The 16,142-nt window shown below is 63.1% G+C and carries 15 protein-coding genes and 2 pseudogenes; 10 read left to right on the forward strand and 7 right to left on the reverse strand.

Annotated elements, in window-relative coordinates; all coding sequences use genetic code 11:
- Nucleotides 1-3 precede the first annotated feature (3 nt).
- The 5 genes from JGU71_RS18350 to JGU71_RS18370 all read left to right on the forward strand — a co-directional run bounded on the left by JGU71_RS18350 (nucleotide 4) and on the right by JGU71_RS18370 (nucleotide 3,286).
- Nucleotides 4-255 carry a YgaP-like transmembrane domain gene (locus JGU71_RS18350; protein WP_199705701.1) on the forward strand — a complete coding sequence of 84 codons (252 nt, stop codon included), beginning with the start codon at nucleotides 4-6 and terminating at the stop codon, nucleotides 253-255.
- Nucleotides 256-325: 70 nt separating this feature from the next.
- Nucleotides 326-742, forward strand: a complete 417-nt coding sequence (locus JGU71_RS18355) for a DUF302 domain-containing protein (RefSeq protein ID WP_199705702.1) — start codon at nucleotides 326-328, stop codon at nucleotides 740-742.
- On the forward strand, nucleotides 742-1,515 hold the full coding sequence (locus JGU71_RS18360) for a sulfite exporter TauE/SafE family protein (RefSeq protein ID WP_199705703.1): 774 nt from the start codon (nucleotides 742-744) through the stop codon (nucleotides 1,513-1,515). The genes JGU71_RS18355 and JGU71_RS18360 overlap by 1 nt, the downstream gene beginning before the upstream one ends.
- A gap of 76 nt (nucleotides 1,516-1,591) precedes the next feature.
- Nucleotides 1,592-1,861, forward strand: a complete 270-nt coding sequence (locus tag JGU71_RS18365) for a metal-sensitive transcriptional regulator (protein WP_199705704.1) — start codon at nucleotides 1,592-1,594, stop codon at nucleotides 1,859-1,861.
- A gap of 57 nt (nucleotides 1,862-1,918) precedes the next feature.
- Nucleotides 1,919-3,286, forward strand: coding sequence for an MBL fold metallo-hydrolase (locus JGU71_RS18370; RefSeq protein ID WP_199705705.1), 1,368 nt, complete (start codon nucleotides 1,919-1,921; stop codon nucleotides 3,284-3,286).
- Nucleotides 3,287-4,045: 759 nt separating this feature from the next.
- On the opposite strand, the pseudogene JGU71_RS29945 reads toward JGU71_RS18370, so the two are convergent.
- Nucleotides 4,046-4,369: pseudogene (locus JGU71_RS29945) on the reverse strand (site-specific integrase); the annotation flags it as partial.
- Nucleotides 4,370-4,451: 82 nt separating this feature from the next.
- Here JGU71_RS29945 and JGU71_RS18380 point away from each other — a divergent pair.
- Both JGU71_RS18380 and JGU71_RS18385 read left to right on the forward strand, forming a co-directional pair.
- Nucleotides 4,452-4,859, forward strand: coding sequence for a hypothetical protein (locus JGU71_RS18380; protein ID WP_199705706.1), 408 nt, complete (start codon nucleotides 4,452-4,454; stop codon nucleotides 4,857-4,859).
- A complete protein-coding gene (locus JGU71_RS18385; protein WP_199705707.1) occupies nucleotides 4,856-5,398 on the forward strand; it encodes a DNA helicase in 543 nt (180 codons plus the stop codon). The genes JGU71_RS18380 and JGU71_RS18385 overlap by 4 nt, the downstream gene beginning before the upstream one ends.
- 464 nt (nucleotides 5,399-5,862) lie before the next feature.
- Here JGU71_RS18385 and JGU71_RS18390 read toward each other — a convergent pair whose 3' ends face one another.
- Entirely contained in the window at nucleotides 5,863-8,220 is a 2,358-nt protein-coding gene (locus JGU71_RS18390) for a putative bifunctional diguanylate cyclase/phosphodiesterase (RefSeq protein WP_199705708.1), read from the reverse strand.
- Between the two features lie 402 nt (nucleotides 8,221-8,622).
- On the opposite strand from JGU71_RS18390, the gene JGU71_RS18395 reads away from it, so the two are divergent.
- Nucleotides 8,623-9,084, forward strand: a complete 462-nt coding sequence (locus tag JGU71_RS18395) for an FHA domain-containing protein (RefSeq protein ID WP_307829711.1) — start codon at nucleotides 8,623-8,625, stop codon at nucleotides 9,082-9,084.
- A gap of 904 nt (nucleotides 9,085-9,988) precedes the next feature.
- On the opposite strand, the gene istB is transcribed toward JGU71_RS18395, so the two are convergent.
- The 3 genes from istB to JGU71_RS18410 form a co-directional block, all read right to left on the reverse strand.
- Complete coding sequence (istB, locus tag JGU71_RS18400) at nucleotides 9,989-10,783, reverse strand: IS21-like element helper ATPase IstB (RefSeq protein ID WP_199705709.1); 795 nt, start codon at nucleotides 10,781-10,783, stop codon at nucleotides 9,989-9,991.
- A complete protein-coding gene (istA, locus tag JGU71_RS18405) occupies nucleotides 10,780-12,450 on the reverse strand; it encodes an IS21 family transposase (protein WP_199705710.1) in 1,671 nt (556 codons plus the stop codon). The genes istB and istA overlap by 4 nt, the downstream gene beginning before the upstream one ends.
- 225 nt (nucleotides 12,451-12,675) lie before the next feature.
- Nucleotides 12,676-13,461, reverse strand: a complete 786-nt coding sequence (locus JGU71_RS18410; RefSeq protein ID WP_233529736.1) for an alpha/beta fold hydrolase — start codon at nucleotides 13,459-13,461, stop codon at nucleotides 12,676-12,678.
- 195 nt (nucleotides 13,462-13,656) lie between these two features.
- Between JGU71_RS18410 and JGU71_RS18415 the strand changes: the two genes are divergently transcribed.
- On the forward strand, nucleotides 13,657-14,310 hold the full coding sequence (locus JGU71_RS18415) for a winged helix-turn-helix transcriptional regulator (protein ID WP_199705712.1): 654 nt from the start codon (nucleotides 13,657-13,659) through the stop codon (nucleotides 14,308-14,310).
- A 180-nt stretch (nucleotides 14,311-14,490) separates the two neighbouring features.
- Complete coding sequence (locus JGU71_RS18420) at nucleotides 14,491-14,934, forward strand: hypothetical protein (RefSeq protein ID WP_199705713.1); 444 nt, start codon at nucleotides 14,491-14,493, stop codon at nucleotides 14,932-14,934.
- A 231-nt stretch (nucleotides 14,935-15,165) separates the two neighbouring features.
- On the opposite strand, the gene JGU71_RS18425 is transcribed toward JGU71_RS18420, so the two are convergent.
- A complete protein-coding gene (locus tag JGU71_RS18425) occupies nucleotides 15,166-15,573 on the reverse strand; it encodes a DUF6262 family protein (RefSeq protein WP_199705714.1) in 408 nt (135 codons plus the stop codon).
- Nucleotides 15,570-16,142 (reverse strand): annotated as a pseudogene (locus tag JGU71_RS18430) (tyrosine-type recombinase/integrase); the annotation flags it as partial. The pseudogene JGU71_RS18430 and the gene JGU71_RS18425, both read right to left, overlap by 4 nt.

Genomic DNA, 16,142 nt, shown 5'->3' on the forward strand with positions numbered 1-16,142 from the left:
ATCATGACGGACGCGCGCACCACCTGTCCGAGTCGGTTCACGTGGTGGCCGATCGAGCGGATCGTGCCCGCCCTCGCGGCAGCGGTGACCGCCACCGCCCAGCTCTCGGGGAAACTCCACGCGCCGCAGTGGCGGCCGCTCAGCGGCTTCGCCGCCGCGAACCTCGCCCTCTACGCCGCGGCCGGCTGGTGCCCGGCCAGCGCGCTCCTCACCGGAGTCGGCGTGCCGAGTCTTCGCCACCCGGAAAACGGGTAGGCCCACATAACGCTCGACACAGCCAATGAAGCGCCACCGTAGTTCGACGAGCCGGAAGGATCCACACGCTATGAACATCGCACTCTCGACCACGCTGACCGACACCGACTTCGACTCGGCAGTCGATTCCGTCAAAGCCGCTCTCTCCGAGCAAGGTTTCGGCGTGCTGACCGAAATCGATATGCAGGCCACGCTCAAAGCCAAACTCGGCGAGGACATGGAGCCGTACCTGATCCTCGGCGCCTGCAATCCCACCCTCGCGCACCGCGCAGTCGGGGTCATGCGCCAGATCGGGCTGCTGCTGCCCTGCAACGTCGTCGTCCGCGCCGACACCAGCACACCGGGGTCGGTGATCGTGGAAGCGATGAACCCCGACCTCATGGTGGAGGCAACCGGCGAACCGGGACTCTCCGACGTTGCCGCCGAGGCCACCACCAAACTGCAGGCCGCCATCGACGCACTCGGCCAGGGCGCACCGGATAGCTGATGGCACTGACCCTGGCGTTGACACTCGGCGTTGCCGTCGGAATCCTGCTCGGCCTCCTCGGGGGCGGTGGGTCGATCCTCGCCGTCCCGGTCCTCGTCTACGCTCTCGGACTCCCACTGTCGGAGGCGATCCCGACGTCACTGTTGGTGATCGGCGTCGCCTCCGCGACCGGGGCCATCCCGAAGGTGCGGGCGCGGCTCATCGAATGGCGGCTGGCCGGCATCTTCGCGGCCACCGGAATCATCGGCACCCTGGCCGGGACTGCCCTGGGCAGACATCTACCCGACACCGCCGTGATGATCGGCTTCGCAATCGTCATGATCATCGCCGGAACGCGCATGCTACGAAGCAACGACGACGTCGGAACTGCCTGCAGAACCGGCAATTCCGGGATCAACTGGCGGCGATGCGCACCCCGGTCCATACCGACCGGATTCGGCGTCGGTGTCCTCACCGGACTGTTCGGCGTCGGCGGAGGATTCCTCATCATTCCCGCACTGGTGCTGCTGTTGGGTATCGAGATGAGCGTCGCAGTCGGAACGTCGCTGGTTATCATCGTCGCCAACTCCGCCGCAGGACTGATCGCTCAAGCCGATGGGCTCGGCGGCAACTGGGCTCTCACCTCTGCGTTCGCCGGGGCCGCAATCGCAGGGTCGCTGGCGGCGGGACAATTCAGCAACCGAGTCGACACCGACAGGCTTCGGCAGTGGTTCGCCTACCTGGTGTTCGCTGTCGCCGGTTACGTGCTCCTCGACACCCTCGTCCTCTCGTAACACCTCGCACCACCACTACCTCTATGCCCCCAGGGGTAATCTGACATCACTTTCACTGCACACTCGAGGAGACCCCATGATCGGCGACGAAGACAGCATCGCACTGGTACTCAACCGCCTGCGACGAGCACACGGCCAACTGGCCGGAGTGATCGGCATGATCGAAAACGGACGCGACTGCAAAGACGTCGTCACCCAACTCGCCGCCGTCTCACGGGCCCTCGATAAAGCCGGATTCAAGATCGTCGCCACCGGCCTGCGCGAATGCATGACCGACGAGACCGCCGACAACAAGGCGCCCATGACCGAAGCAGAACTCGAAAAACTCTTCCTCGCACTGGCCTGAGCACCCTGCTCGCACGCCAGAAACGAGGCGAACCGACACCTCCCTAGGAGCACCCGTATGAGCACGACCGACCCGGACATCGCCATCATCGAAACCTCCAGCCTCGGCGACCGCAGCTACCTGATCAGCAAGGACGGTGTTGCAGTGGTCATCGATCCGCAACGCGACACCGACCGTGTCCAGGCGCTGGCTGCGGAGAAGAACGCCACGATCACGCGCGTGCTGGAAACTCACATCCACAACGACTACGTCACCGGCGGACTCGAACTCGCTCGCAGCACAGGCGCGCAGTACGTCGTCCCGGATGGCGATCCCGTGGACTACGAGCGTAGAGCCGTCGTCGACGGAGACGTCATCGATGCGGGCCGAATGAGTTTCCAGGTCATGCACACACCAGGCCACACTCATCACCACGTCAGCTACGTTCTGCGCCACGGCGGTGAGCCGATCGCGATCTTCACCGGCGGCTCGATGCTCTACGGATCCACCGGACGCACCGACCTGCTCGGCGCCGAGCACACCGACGAATTGACCCACGCGCAGTTCCATTCGGTCCGCCGCATCGCCGCCGAACTCCCCTCCGGTGCCGAGGTCTACCCCACGCACGGCTTCGGTAGCTTCTGCTCCGCGACACCGACCAGTGGCGATTCCTCCACCATCGGAGAGCAGCAGCAGAGCAATCCCGCACTGACCCAGAACGAACAATCCTATGTCGACGAGTTGATCGCGGGTCTGTCCGCATATCCCGCGTACTACGCCCACATGGGCGTCATCAACACCGAAGGGCCAGCCCCGATCGACCTGTCCATGCCCGAACCTGTCGACCCGGACGAACTACGTCGCCGCATCGACGCCGGAGAGTGGGTCGTCGACCTACGGGCCCGCACCGCCTTCGCCGCCGGACACGTCGACGGGACCCTTAGCTTCGAACTGTCCACCACCTTCGTCACCTACCTCGGATGGCTCTACCAGTGGGGTGCGCCGCTGACACTGATCGGCGACAACTCAGATCAGATTGCGCAGGCCACCCGCGAGCTCGCGCGTATCGGCATCGACAGCCCCTCCGGTTCCATCGTCGGGGAGATTGATTCGCTCGTCGGTGACGGGGAATTGCGGTCGTACCGGGTGTCCGATTTCGCCGAGCTCGCCGCAACCACCAGCCAATCCGACGTCGTCGTGCTCGATACTCGCCAAGAGTCCGAATACGCAGACGGCCACATTCCTGGTGTTCTCAACATCCCCCTCCACGAACTCCCGCATCGACTCGCCGACGTTCCCGCCGGTCAAGTGTGGGTGCACTGTGCATCCGGGTATCGATCCTCGATCGCAGCATCGCTCCTCGACCGCGCGGACCGCACCGTCGTACTCGTCGACGACGACTATGACCACGCAGTAGAGCTCGGACTCGAAGGACCGCGCGGTTGAATGAACACCGCAGCCGGCGCGAGTGCCTGCCGAGGCCGGAGGAGCAATGGCGGTGCGGAGTTCGTCGGCGTCGACGACGGCAGTTCGGTTCAGGATGACGATGTCGGCGAGATCGTGCGCGCGCGTCGACGGGGTCGCGCCATCGGGACCGAACTTCTGATACATCGCCGCGACCTTGTCCGACAGATGCAAACAGACGGGATATTTACGCGCATAAGGCAATTCGCTCAATGCAGCAAGGTCGACAACAGGAGTGGGGCGCAGCAGGTCAGGCTCGTAGGTGAGGGGCCGGTCCGTCGAAATATCGATCGCGCCGTTGGCGAATCGCGTGTTGGCAAGTCGGTACTCGAAGGTGCCCGAGTACTGACCCGGCCACCTCGTGGGCTTGATGCTGACGACGAAACCGCCAGGTTCACCCGGACGTGATCGAAGCGCACCGGTCAGCGACTCGGTAACTCGGCGGATATCTCCGCGTGTCGCCAGGTCGGCATCCCGATGGGCGGGATCGAGATCGTCGGTGCGTAAGGCACACAATTCTTCACGTCGCAGCGCGGCGTCATAGGCCAGTGCGAGCATGACCCGATTGCGGATCGGCTCGGCAGCGGCGACCTGCAGCAGCGCGGTCCATTGCTCGTCGGTCGGGATCCACGGCAACTTCGTCAGCCGCGGTACCAGCCCGGGGCGGTGTCCACGACCCCACGTTCGCGGTGCATAGTAGCCGCGTCCGACTGGATTGGACTCGCGTAGCCCCTCCTCGACGAGGTAGTCGTAGAACAGGCGGACTGCGACTAGTCGTTGCTGAATTGTGGCGTTCGCCAGGCCGGTGCCCGAATCGATGGAGGCCACGTTCGAGCCACGTCGACTCGCTCGTTCGGTCAATTCCCGGACATAGACGGCGACATCAGCTCGGGTCGCGGTCAGTGGATCGATACCCGACCTTTTACAGACCTCTACGTACTCGGCGAGGCCGCGTGCGTAAGCGTCGATCGTGCGGGGAGCACGGCCGAGGTCGCTCCACACTTGCAACCATTCCAAGCCTCGATCGCAGTCCGCGAGAATGGGCCACTTCGCCGAGATGTCCATACCCACAGGATCTCCTCCTCGGCCATGTCATCGTCTTCTCTTGCGCGGATCCCTCGAATTCCAAATAACTATGCTGTTCACTGTGATTTCACGCCTGGTGACCGAGTCCCGGCCGCACGGTTCGGCGCTGGTGCTTGCCGAGCTGCAGCGCGCCGGCAAAGTCAGCGGGCTGCTCAGTCGCGCACTAACCGACGTCGCCTTGGCTGATGCCCGCGAACACGAGATATCGCACTACGCGCGCGCTGTACTCGCGCAGTCCTACCGCCGCGGATACGCCACCGCAGCTGTCACGTTGGCGCAGCTCGCTGCCGAGGCGAGCGAAGACGAGTTATCTGCATCTTGCCCTCAGTGGGAGCACAAACCTGCATTTTACAACGTAACGGACATGTCTGTCAGCCACTGGTTTGCCAGTCGGAATCGACTCAATTCCGTCGTTGGCGACGAGGACTACGGCTTAGCTGGACATCAGCATGAAAGGGCAATGAGATGACTTCGATACCAAACCTGACGCTTGCTTCTCCTGCGGGCTGGCCGGACGAGGAGTCATACGCTGTTTTGCCCGCCGAGGATGTCGAAGTGCTCGGGCTGTGCGCACTGGTATGGGCGACCCGCGAGGTCGCGCAACGGATCGTTGCGGTGCTGGAACCGTCGGATTTCGAGTGCCCGTGGTACGGGTCGTTGTTCGCCCTCACTGCGGGCCTGGTACAAGCGGGCCATCCGCACGGAGCCCACATGGTCTCCTCGGCCGTGGCAACCGCGGGAACGATCGACGGACATAGCCCAAACCTGTTGAACCGCGCATTGACCGACATCACGACCGCAGGGTCGTTAGGTTACGAAGCCGACTATTACGCCCTGCAGATCCTCACCCAGTCCTATCGCCGCGGTTACGTCACTGCGGCCCAGTCGCTGGCACAGATCGCCGAGGAAGCTCCTACCGACGAATTGTACGAACTCATGTGCAAGCTCGGCCGCGAACAACGAACAGCTAAAGCACGGCTCAACCACGCAATGCAGGAACTGTCGTAAGCAGCGACGAGGTGGCCTGGCCCGCCCACTGAACTTTCCGCAGCGCACCCGCTTGTCTGGACAAAACTGCGGACCAGTGAGTCTGTCAAGTTGGTTTGGCCCCACTCCATCAGATTTGGTTGGCCCCATCGGGGGTCGATCTTGGCGCCGAGTGTGTAGCGGTCACTCCGCTGAGGGGCTCTCGCTGCAAGGTGGCCGAGTGAACATCGAGGAACTGGGGGCGGCCTTCCGCGCCATGGCGGGGCCTGATCGCCGGATTCGGTATAGGGGTCGTCGCGGCCGAATCGTGTCGCGATCACGCCACCGCTTCGGCTACGCCGGTACCGAGACACCCCGATCGTGGATCGGCGCGATACCAGCGACACGCTGGTTTTCTCGGCGGTCGTGCTCAAGTCTCTGCGTCGTCCTCGATCGTGCGGAACACGCTTCGGCGTCAACGCGGTGTGGCGGGCCTTGCTGATCGATCACGTTCGGGTGAGCTTGTCGAGCAGTTGACTGCTGGCGACGGGTGTGCCGAAATAGTGGCCTTGGGCGGCGTCGCAGCCGTAGCTGCTGAGAACTGTTGCGGTGGCAGCATCTTCGACACCTTCGGCCACAGTCGACAGCCCGAGAGTGTGTGCGAGGTCGATGATCGAACGCGTAATCGCTGCGGCCTGTGGGTCGTGGGCGATCGGCGCGATCAGGGTGCGGTCGAGTTTGACTGCGTCGATCGGCAACTCCTCGAGCAGGGGCAGATGGGTGGTTTCGGCGCCGAAGTCGTCGATCGCGACCCGCACACCCAGCTCTCGCAGACCCTGCAACACGGGTGCGACCAGGTCAGGGTCGGCCTGCAGATGCTTTTCGGTGATATCGACGGTGAGCGTGCTCGCCGCCAGATCGTGCTGGGCCAGGGCTCGTGACACCCGGGTCGGCAAGGTGACGTCACGAACTTCGTTGGCGAACACGTTGATCGTGACCGGGACGGAATATCCTCGCGACTTCCACGTCACCGCGTCGGAGATCGCGGTCTCGAGCACGAACTGCGTCAATAGCGTGGTGAGGCCGTGATCGCGGACCACGTCGAGAAACTCGGCCGGATACAGCAGGCCGCGTTGCGGGTGCGGCCACCGCACAAGTGCTTCCGCGCCGGCCAGGTGGCCGGACCGCAGGTCGATCGTAGGTTGATAATGTACGACGAGCCGACCCTGGTCGATCGCGTCGCGCAGCTGCCGGGCCCGGAGCGCCGCGGGTGTTTCCGGATCAGTCGCTATCGACCCCGCATCCAGGACAACGAGGCGGTCCGACCCCGGAGATCGGCTCGCCCGTGACCGAAGCCCCAGATGCAGACCCGGCTGAGCCAGCGGCATGTCAGCGGTGAACGTGTGCACCCGCCCGTCGCCCGCACGTTTGGCCGAATACATCGCGATGTCAGCCTGTTTGAGCAACCGTTCCGAAGAGGTGTCGGTGTCCTCAGCAGGCAGCACCGCCAGCCCGATACTCGGACGGATACGCAGGTCGGTGCCGTCGATGCGAAACGCAGTGTCGAACGCTTCGGCGACGCGATGCGCGATCAGTCCGGGATGTCCGCAACCCTCCTCGACCAGGATCGCGAACTCGTCACCACCGAGGCGAGACACGGTATCCACCGAGCGCACCGCGCCGAGCAACCGCTCCGACACCCGGACGAGCAACGCGTCTCCAGCCGCATGGCCCAGGCTGTCGTTGATCAGTTTGAAATCGTCGAGGTCCACCAACACGATCGCTACCGGCCGCGTGAGACGCGCCCGCAAGGCGACGGCACGATCGAGACGATCCAGGAACAGCACCCGGTTCGCCAACCCGGTCAACGGGTCCCGCACTGCCTGCTCAGCGACGGTGACCAGCAGTCGGCGGTCTTCGCGGACGACGACGAACTGCCGCACCAGCACTGCGAGCACCAACGCCGCCGCGACAGCCGGCACCGGTCCGCTGCGCATATACGGTGCGCTCTGCCAGAGTGCGATGCCAGCTGCCACCGACACCGGGATATAAGGCAGCCAGTTTCGCGGTCGCAGCGAAGTTCGCGTGATGATGGGATCGGCGTGCGGTTCCCAGGTGCTAACCAACCCGGCGAATCCGAGGATCAGCAGACCCGCCATCCACCCTAGATCGATCAGGTCGCCACTGACGTAGTCGTCATGGGCAATGAGATACACATATGCGCTGTCGGCAAGACCCATCAGCACGATGCCGGCGGTGGCCAGTGCCAGGGTGAGCCGTTGCGCGGCGCGGTCCCGGCTCAGCACCAGGATGGCGATGGTGAGGATCACGATGTCGCCGACCGGGTAGGCGATCGACACCGCCAATTCGAACGGACCGATTCCGCCGATTCGGTAGATGTCCTCGAGCACGCTGACCCAGGACAGCACGAACATCGACCCCCCGACGATGAATCCGTCGAGCACCAGCCGAGTGCGTGACGCCGCGGTATGCCCGGTCGGCAACAGCACCAACGCGACCCCAGCACCTACGGGCAGCAGCAGAAACCCGGCATCGGCCAACGACGGGAACGGCACCGGCGAGCGACCTTGCCACAGTTCGTAATACGACCAAATTGTTTCACCGATCGACCACGACGTCAGGCCTACCGCCATGGCAACCCAGGAGACCCGTTGTCGACCTCGACCATGCCAGGCGCCGACCATCGCACATCCGGCCCCGAACACCGCGAACCCGACCAGACCGAGGTCGTCGACCGCACGGACCACCGAATCCCCACCCCAGCCCGCCAACAACCAGACGGTGAACACCACCCCGGCAATCACACCAAGGCCAATAATCGACAAAATCCGTCGCACCGTCATGCTCGGTCACCGATTCCCCATCTCGGGCCATGCCTCAAGAGGGACAGCACCGCGCATCCAGCCGACGATGAATATTCCGTCCGACGTCGGTCGTAGAGCACTCACCGGAACTAATGGCGGCAATCGTAGACTCGGCATCGAGAAAATATGGGGCATCTGCCCAGACCGCCTTCGGCTCGCACCGGCGGCCGAGATACCCGGTCGGCCCAAAACACCGGAACGGCCCGGAATCAAACTCATCGCATTTCGACTCGATCGCCCTAGAACCCAGCGGGTTTGCGACGCGGATGCGTTGGTGCTTTGTGGTGGGCGTTCGTGCGAGGTCGAGGCGGTGCCTCACAGCCGATGGAACCTTGTCGTTGGGGGGTTTGGCGGTAACCTGTGTTTTGAAGGGAGTGATCGGTGAGTGCACGTGACACCGGATCTGGCGACGGGGCTACGCCATCTTCGGACACCGACATGTTCTCCCCCTCCCGTGTCGAGTTGTCCGTGGACACCGCTCCGACGCGGCAGGACCGTGTCGAGGTCGGTGGTCTGCCGTTGGGTGCGGGTGTGCTGGTGGTGACTCGTGGTCCGAGTCGTGGCGCGCGGTTCCTGCTTGATCAGCCGGTGACTTCGGCGGGCCGGTATGCCGACAGCGACATCTTTCTCGACGATGCGACGGTCAGCCGTTTTCACGCCGAGCTTCGGCGCGACGGCGAGGTGTTCGTGGTGGTGGACGTCGGGAGTCTGAACGGCACCTTTCTCAACCGGGTACCGGTGGTCAACACCGCGGTGCTTGCCGACCGTGACGAGATCCAGCTAGGCAAGTTCCGGCTGGTGTTTCTGACCGCCCCGCTGGGCGGGGCTATCGATCACCGGTGACCGAGGGTGCAGTCCCAGGCAGGTGAACGGTGCGGGACCAGACTTACTGCCTGCACGCACGCCTTCGCCGAGTTGTTCCTCTGCAGTTCGTCGAGGCGACGTTGTCCCGACACCAGTGCTGGCTGTCCGCAGTGCGCGTCAGCGCTGAGGCAGGTGCGGACGGTCGTCGCGCCCATCAAGGAGCGGCGAACACTATCGAGTGCTCTACCCATACGGGAAGGGGCAGACTGATCTATGCTTGGGTCGACGCTGGATGCAGCGCAGCGTCGGCAGCACGGACCTCGACTGGCAGCGATAGCCAACACCCCCGCAATGGCGAGCATCGGTAGAGGGGGCGTGGAATCGCATACGAGAAATGTGGCGCATATGTGGGACACCGACGGTACACATTTCGAACATGACGGACTCTCGTCGTTGACCGACGATGAACTGCTCGGTGCCTTCTTCAGGTGCTCAGCAATTGTGAAAGAACGCCGACACGCGCGCAACGGCCTGCAGATCGATGAGACATGTGACTACATGTTCGCCCTGTTCGAGGAACTTCGGCGCCGGGCACGAACTACACAACTGTCGCCAACAACTCGTTCGGCCCCGCTGGCTGGTCAGGCCGGCTCGTTCCCAGCCATCGCATTGGCCCATGAAGTGTCTTAGGTTCGTTTTGACGAGCCGAAACCTGAATGGGTCACGCCGCAAGCGATCGGGCACATCTGTGGTATCGCCGACTCCGTCGGAGGCGGATGCGCGAATCGATCGCGCCACGGAGACTGCTCGGAGACGGGTCACACGGCCCGAAAAGTCCCAGCGCCACATGAGCTGCCATCCGAAGTAACGGACTCACCGGCGCCGACCCGATCGTCGACGCCACCTCACATCTTCGACGTAACCACCGGCCACGAGCGGTGCTCTACCGCGCCCCGATTGTCTGATGAGCTTTGGTGTGGGCGAGGCGGTAGCTGTCGGTGCCGGTCTCGATGATGTTGCCGCCGAACGTGAGTCGGTCGACGATGGCCGCGCACAGGCGCGCGTCGGAGAAGGTCTTCGTCCAGCCCGAGAAACTGTCGTTGGACGCGATCGCCACCGAATTCTTCTCCTCTCGCTCGGTCAACACCTGAAACAAGAGCTCTGCGCCGCGTTTGTCGAGTTCCATGTATCCGAGTTCATCGATGCACAGCAGATCCACTCGCCCGTAGCGGGCGATGGTTCTGGCCAGAATTTTGTCGTCGGCGGCCTCGACGAGTTCGTTGACTAGTTTGGCAGCGAGGGTGTATTTCACTCGGAACCCGTTCTCCGCGGCGGCTGTTCCGAGCCCGATGAGTAGATGACTTTTGCCGGTGCCGGAATCGCCGATCAGGCACAGCGGTTGCCCGGCGCGGATCCAGCTGCAGTCGGCGAGGGTGTGGATGGTGGCCGGGTTGATATTGGGGTTCGCCTCGAAATCGAAGTCGGCCAACCACTTGTCTCGTGGAAAACCGGCCGCTTTGACCCGTCGGACCGACCGGCGGCGAGCTCGGTCGTCACACTCACCCAGCAGCAGTTCCGCAAGAAAACCCTGATAGGTCAGTTGTTCTTTCTCCGCAACGACGACCATGTCGGTGACCAGGCCGCGGACGGTCGGCAACCGCAGTTGACGGCACGCGGTGTCGATCGCCGCCGCAGCAGCTTGCTCGGTCAACCCGCGACGCCGTCGTGGTTGGCTCATGACACATTCCCTCTCGCCTCGTCGGTTGCATCGGGTCCGGGCTTGCGGCGACTGAGCAGCTCGTCGTACTGGGTGACCGATGGGAGTGGTCGCGTGTCTGCAGGCAGCCCGGCGATCACCGCGGTCGGGTCCGCCAGTCGCCGTTGGGTGAGGCTGACAATTGTGTGTTCGGACGTGTCACTGCGATCGACGGGACGTGCGGGTTGGCCGGCGTCATGCTGTTGTTGTTTGCGAGCTTCGACAGCGACGACATCGGCAGAGGTGGCCCCGACGGTCAGCGCTGCTCGTAGTCCGGCGACGACGTCGGCGGTCGCCATGTGTCGGTGCAGCAGCAGGACATCAATGAGTTCGCGGGTGCCGCCCGAGTCGCCATGGGCTTTGCGGGCAGCAGCCCAGAACGCGTCGTGGGCTGGGGTGAACGCGCCGCCAGCACGGGCTTGGACCAGCGCGGTCGCTCCAGGTAGTGCACCGGGTTTGTATTTCAGCACTTCCAGATAGTGATCGAGGTCCAAAATTTGGGCGCCTTTGCCGTTGGAGCGCTCATGGGCAGCGATGACGGTGCGACCGTCGAGCACGATCACTTCCCCAGCCCGCAGATGCACCCGCACCCGGCGGCCGATGAACCTGGCCGGCACGGAGTATTGGCAATTGCGGACCATCACCCGGGCGTGGCGATCCACTCGGGGGTTCAACAACAAACCTGGCTCGAACGTCTCCGTCGGCAGCGGGCGCAGCAACAGTTTTTCGATGCCGAACATAGCCCCGACCGTCGTGACCCGACCGCTGATACGGCGATGATCATCGGCCCGGTCCGCCTTTGCGAGACGAAGGTTCAACTCCGCTAACGACTTAACCTTCGGCACCGGCACGAGATGGTTGCGGCGGAACCGCCCACCCTCGCCTTCGACACCACCCTTCTCGTGGGCGCCCTCGATCCCCGGCATGCAATAGAACGCATCGAAGCCGTAGTGCGAACGAAACAACACCCAGCGTTCGTTCTCCGTTCTGCGGCGGTCGGTACCGAACAGGACTTGGGTGACTGCCGACTTCAAGTTGTCGTACTTGATCTGCAGGGTCGGCACACCGCCCAGCTCGGTGAACGCGGCGATATGGCCCTCCAGGAACGCCTCCTGAGACTGGGTCGGATAAACCCGGTGCACGGCACGGCCGCTGAAGCACAACCGCATCGTGAACAGGTAACACTTCGTGCGACCGGTGGGCAGATCGACGAAGAGTTCGGCGAAGTCGACCTCGGCTTCGGCACCGGGTTGGTGGGTTTGGGCGATGAACACGTCCGCCATCGGCCGGCCGGTCTCGGCCCAGATCTCTTGTCGCCGTTCGTTGACATAGCTGCGGACAGTCGAATACGACAGGTCGCGGGCGTCGTGCTCGGCTACCAGGCGGGCCAGGATGCGTACCGTCGTGTGACGTTGTTTTTTGGGGGCGGTCAGGTCCGACCGCAACATGGCGTCGATTGCGTCGGCGAAGGGGTCGATCTTCTTCGATTGCCACCGCCGTCTGACGGGTTCGGGTGGCATCGCAGACGCTAACGCCTGGCGAACCGTTCGCCGGTGCACCTGGTGGCGTTTGGCCAATGCCCGCACCGACAGACCCTCCACCCGGGAATCCCGTCGGATCTGTTCGAACAGCATGATCTTGGACCTCACATCTCCTCCTGAAAGTCGTCGATGTGACGAACCTTCAGGTGGGGCCACTCAAACCTGACAGAAGCTGCCCGGCGAGTCGCAGGTGGGGCCACTCAAACTTGCGAATCCTGCATCAAGTGGGGCCATCCGAACCTGTCATACCCAGACCAGATACTCCGCAAAGCAAACCGCCCAAGAACATCAGACACAGACCACTCGACAAGCATCAGCGACTCGCCCACTATGTCAGTGATCGTGAATTTCGGAGTCATCTACGCGGCGGCTGTGCGTCTGCCAATCGCGGATCGCCGCCGCGAATTCTTCTGGTGCGTCGGACATCGGGTAGTGACCAACGCCCTCGAGCACAGTCGTCGAATGGTTTGGGAAGGTCCGTTCCAACCGCTTGCGATATTTGTCGGTGAAGATCAAATCCGTGTCGCCCCACACGATCAAGGTCGGCAACTTGGCTACCGGGCCAAGGCGATCGACGAGGTCGACGAAAAATGCGCGAGCGCCAACCAGGTCTCCTGGCTGTATTGCTGATGCACGGCGCTGCTCGGGTGTGGATGTCGTGTTGCGGTAATGCACCATCTCGGCCGCTGACACTTTGCGACGTTTATGCGCCGTGGGGATGAAATAGTTGACGAGCGGGTTGAATTGCCTCATCAGTGCGCGCCCGACGGGGTTCCCCATGCCGCGCGAAGCCACCTCGCTGAACAAGTCGCCGTTGAGCGGCCACGCCCACGTGTTGGTCAGGATCAGTCGGTCGAACAGGCCTGGCCGTTGTTCCGCGGCGTAGAGGCCAAGCGGGCCACCCCAGCCATGGGCGATCAGCGTTACTTCTGACAGGTTCAGGTGGTCGAGGAAGGATACGAGCAGCTCAGCGTGTTCGTCTGCGTGGTGCCGATAGTCAGGGGCGCCGGTTGACAGCCCAAACCCGGGAAAGTCCAGTGCGATACACCGGAACTGAGTCCGGAGCGCGGTGATGACGTCGCGGTAAACGAAGGACCAAACGGGATTGCTGTGCAGCATCAACAGGACCGGTCCCGAGCCCTCGTCCACGTAGTGCACGACGTTTCCGTCCAGTTCCACGAAGCAGCTCTCGAACGGAAACAACGTGTCGTCGACCCAGGTGGGCCTCTCGGTGACAGTCATGACGAACCCCTTCCACAGGTACTACACTGGATATAAACAAGCGCGCTTTAACTTATCAAGTGGTGGTAGCAAATGGGTCGAAACTACGGTCAATACTGTGGACTCGCCAGGGCACTCGATGTCATTGGTGACCGATGGAATCTTCTCATCGTTCGCCAGCTGCTCGTCTCACCTGCGCGCTACCGACAACTCGTCGAGGGGCTTCCAGGCATCGCGACTAATCTGCTCGCAAACCGGCTCCGCGACCTCGAAACAGCCGGGGTGGTCGAACGCCGTCTGACCGACGACGACGGGCACGTCGTGTATGCACTCACTCAATGGGGAACCGAGCTGCGTGCACCTATCGAGGGTTTGATCCGTTGGTCCACGCCAATGATGGTGCGCGGGCCTGCTGGCGATCGATTCCGTTCCGAATGGCTACTGGTTGCCCTGCCCGCCCTGATTGCGGGGCGCGTCCCAGTGCAGTGGCCGGCGACCATCGGAATTAGCGTGGGCGGTGCTGTGATTCAAGTGCATGCGATGCACTCAGGGATCGCAGTGAGGCCTCATGATGGCCGAGAACTCGATGCCGTTATCAGTGCCGATGCCCACGTAGTGCTGGGTCTCGCGGTGGGCATGCTTACCCTCGATCAGGTCCGCGGGATGGTCGTCATCGACGGCGATGAGGCTGCAGTGCGAGCCGTCCTCGGTGGCGTCGAATCGGCCGCCGGCGTTAGCCATATGTGACCGGCGTAGGCGCTGATCAGCTCCGCGGCCGATTCCGCGCCAGCATCACCTAAACACCTCGAATTGGCTACCCCGCGAACGAATCGACGGGAACCTGCTGCCGACCTCGAACAGAGTGATTGGGGATATGCCGCCCGGGCGACGACGTAACAATCGAACGGTCCGAACCGACCTGTCGGCATGACCCTTTCCCGGCCAGCCCGCTATCTCCCGTTCGTCGCAGCTTTGTGCGTAGCAGTAACTGTCGGGTGGGCGCCATCGGCGGCAGCCGACGTTGTCGACGTCACTGTCGTGCCCGGGCTCAGCAGTGGTCCGACCACCTCCTACGGGGTTGGCTGTACATACCTCGTCGTGGCCAGGACAAGCGCTCCGGTCGAGGCAGGAGTCTCATTCGTCGATTACAACCTGGCTTCGACCTTCTTCCCTGCAGACGTAATCTGGAACACCGTCAACCCCTACTACGTGTCGCCAGTAATGCTGGGACACGCGTTTTCGCTCTGGACACCGACGGCACCCGGCGAACACACCCTGATGGCATACCAAACATCCGCCGGCGGACCGACCGCCACAGTCACGGTCAATCCTGGCGTCCCAATCGGGCCTGGCTGCATCGTCGCACCCTGATACTCCCGGTGACCGTGAATGGCACCCTGGTCGACCAGCTAGATCGCCCGACGGCGAAAGCGTTGGTGCATGCGCACGTCTATACAGGTAACCATCGACGCCTCAACCGAGGGACAGACGATCAGCGTTGCGATCAACGACTGGACGACCAACTGAAGATTGGCTATCCGTTGCTTGATATCGGGTCACGCCGGCCACCGCCCGGTACGAGAGAACGACTTTCGAGTCTGATCATGTTGCGGGCAAGTAGTCCGAGGGCGGCTGGGCTCGGCGTAGCGTCAAGTTCTCACCGTGCGCCACGGCGAGTGCTGCGTGCAAGCGGGCGATTTCAGCTTTGGCGTCTCGTAGCTGTCGGGTGAGGCTAAGCACGATCGTGCTCTGAGAATTCGGTTCGATCGGCATGGCGCGCGCGGGTTGATTGCGGCTCCGAAGACGGATGATCTTTTCGCGCAGTTCGGTGTTGCGGTAGAGAAAGTCGAGGCTGACGTTTCCCTCCTGCGCCACCTTACGAAAATTCACCGCCGCACCTCGCTTCTGCAGCGCGGCAATCGCTTTCGATGCCTTCTCGATCGCGGCGGCAGTACGGGCTTGCGCGGATCGACGGAGCAACTCAGCGCGTTGTTCGGCGGTGAGCGTCATGGCCGGTGTCCTTTCCTGCTAGGTGCGAGCGGCAGGTCTACCGGCGTTCTCGGCTGCGATGCCTTGCGGATCGATTCCCGCCCGGCGACCCCGGCTCCTTGCACGGTGTCGGACCTGTCGCCATCGGCGAGGGCGTCGATGATCAGATGCAGGGCGGCAACCTCGGTGCGCCGGGTCGTGAGCCAGATATTGTCCTCGGTCATGTCCTGGCCGGTGCGCTGGACGTGTTGTGCCCGTCGGGTTTCGATCAACCGCAGGGTGGAGTCCCGCTGCTCCTCGAGTTCGGACAGGTAGGAGGCGTTGGTTGCGAATTCACCGCACGTCAGGCACGCGTTGCCCCTCTCACAAGATTTGGGGCGCGGCAGCAGACAGTAGCCGTTGGGCAGGATCCGGTCGGTGCGCTGATCTAGTTGCAGGACATCGAGCAGCGCGTGCTGGTCGACGTCATGGTCACGCCCGTCGGTGCCGATGAGTGCGAGCCGCAAGAATTCTCGTTCATGGGTGGACGCAAGAGTTTTGGCATAACGCAGCGTCATCTCCGGAGAGACGTGCCCCAAATAGCGTTGGAC

This window comes from Antrihabitans stalagmiti, assembly GCF_016482825.1.
GTDB classification, from domain to species: domain Bacteria; phylum Actinomycetota; class Actinomycetes; order Mycobacteriales; family Mycobacteriaceae; genus Antrihabitans; species Antrihabitans stalagmiti.

What these genes read in the sequence shown, in the direction of transcription:
- JGU71_RS18420 (WP_199705713.1), top strand. Translation starts at nt 14,491, where the DNA reads ATGACCCTTTCCCGGCCAGCCCGCTATCTCCCGTTCGTCGCAGCTTTG.
- JGU71_RS18365 (WP_199705704.1), top strand. Translation starts at nt 1,592, where the DNA reads ATGATCGGCGACGAAGACAGCATCGCACTGGTACTCAACCGCCTGCGA.
- JGU71_RS18425 (WP_199705714.1), bottom strand. Translation starts at nt 15,573, where the DNA reads ATGACGCTCACCGCCGAACAACGCGCTGAGTTGCTCCGTCGATCCGCG.
- JGU71_RS18360 (WP_199705703.1), top strand. Translation starts at nt 742, where the DNA reads ATGGCACTGACCCTGGCGTTGACACTCGGCGTTGCCGTCGGAATCCTG.
- JGU71_RS18350 (WP_199705701.1), top strand. Translation starts at nt 4, where the DNA reads ATGACGGACGCGCGCACCACCTGTCCGAGTCGGTTCACGTGGTGGCCG.
- istB (WP_199705709.1), bottom strand. Translation starts at nt 10,783, where the DNA reads ATGAGCCAACCACGACGGCGTCGCGGGTTGACCGAGCAAGCTGCTGCG.
- JGU71_RS18355 (WP_199705702.1), top strand. Translation starts at nt 326, where the DNA reads ATGAACATCGCACTCTCGACCACGCTGACCGACACCGACTTCGACTCG.
- JGU71_RS18385 (WP_199705707.1), top strand. Translation starts at nt 4,856, where the DNA reads ATGACTTCGATACCAAACCTGACGCTTGCTTCTCCTGCGGGCTGGCCG.
- JGU71_RS18410 (WP_233529736.1), bottom strand. Translation starts at nt 13,461, where the DNA reads ATGCTGCACAGCAATCCCGTTTGGTCCTTCGTTTACCGCGACGTCATC.
- JGU71_RS18415 (WP_199705712.1), top strand. Translation starts at nt 13,657, where the DNA reads ATGGGTCGAAACTACGGTCAATACTGTGGACTCGCCAGGGCACTCGAT.
- JGU71_RS18370 (WP_199705705.1), top strand. Translation starts at nt 1,919, where the DNA reads ATGAGCACGACCGACCCGGACATCGCCATCATCGAAACCTCCAGCCTC.
- JGU71_RS18390 (WP_199705708.1), bottom strand. Translation starts at nt 8,220, where the DNA reads ATGACGGTGCGACGGATTTTGTCGATTATTGGCCTTGGTGTGATTGCC.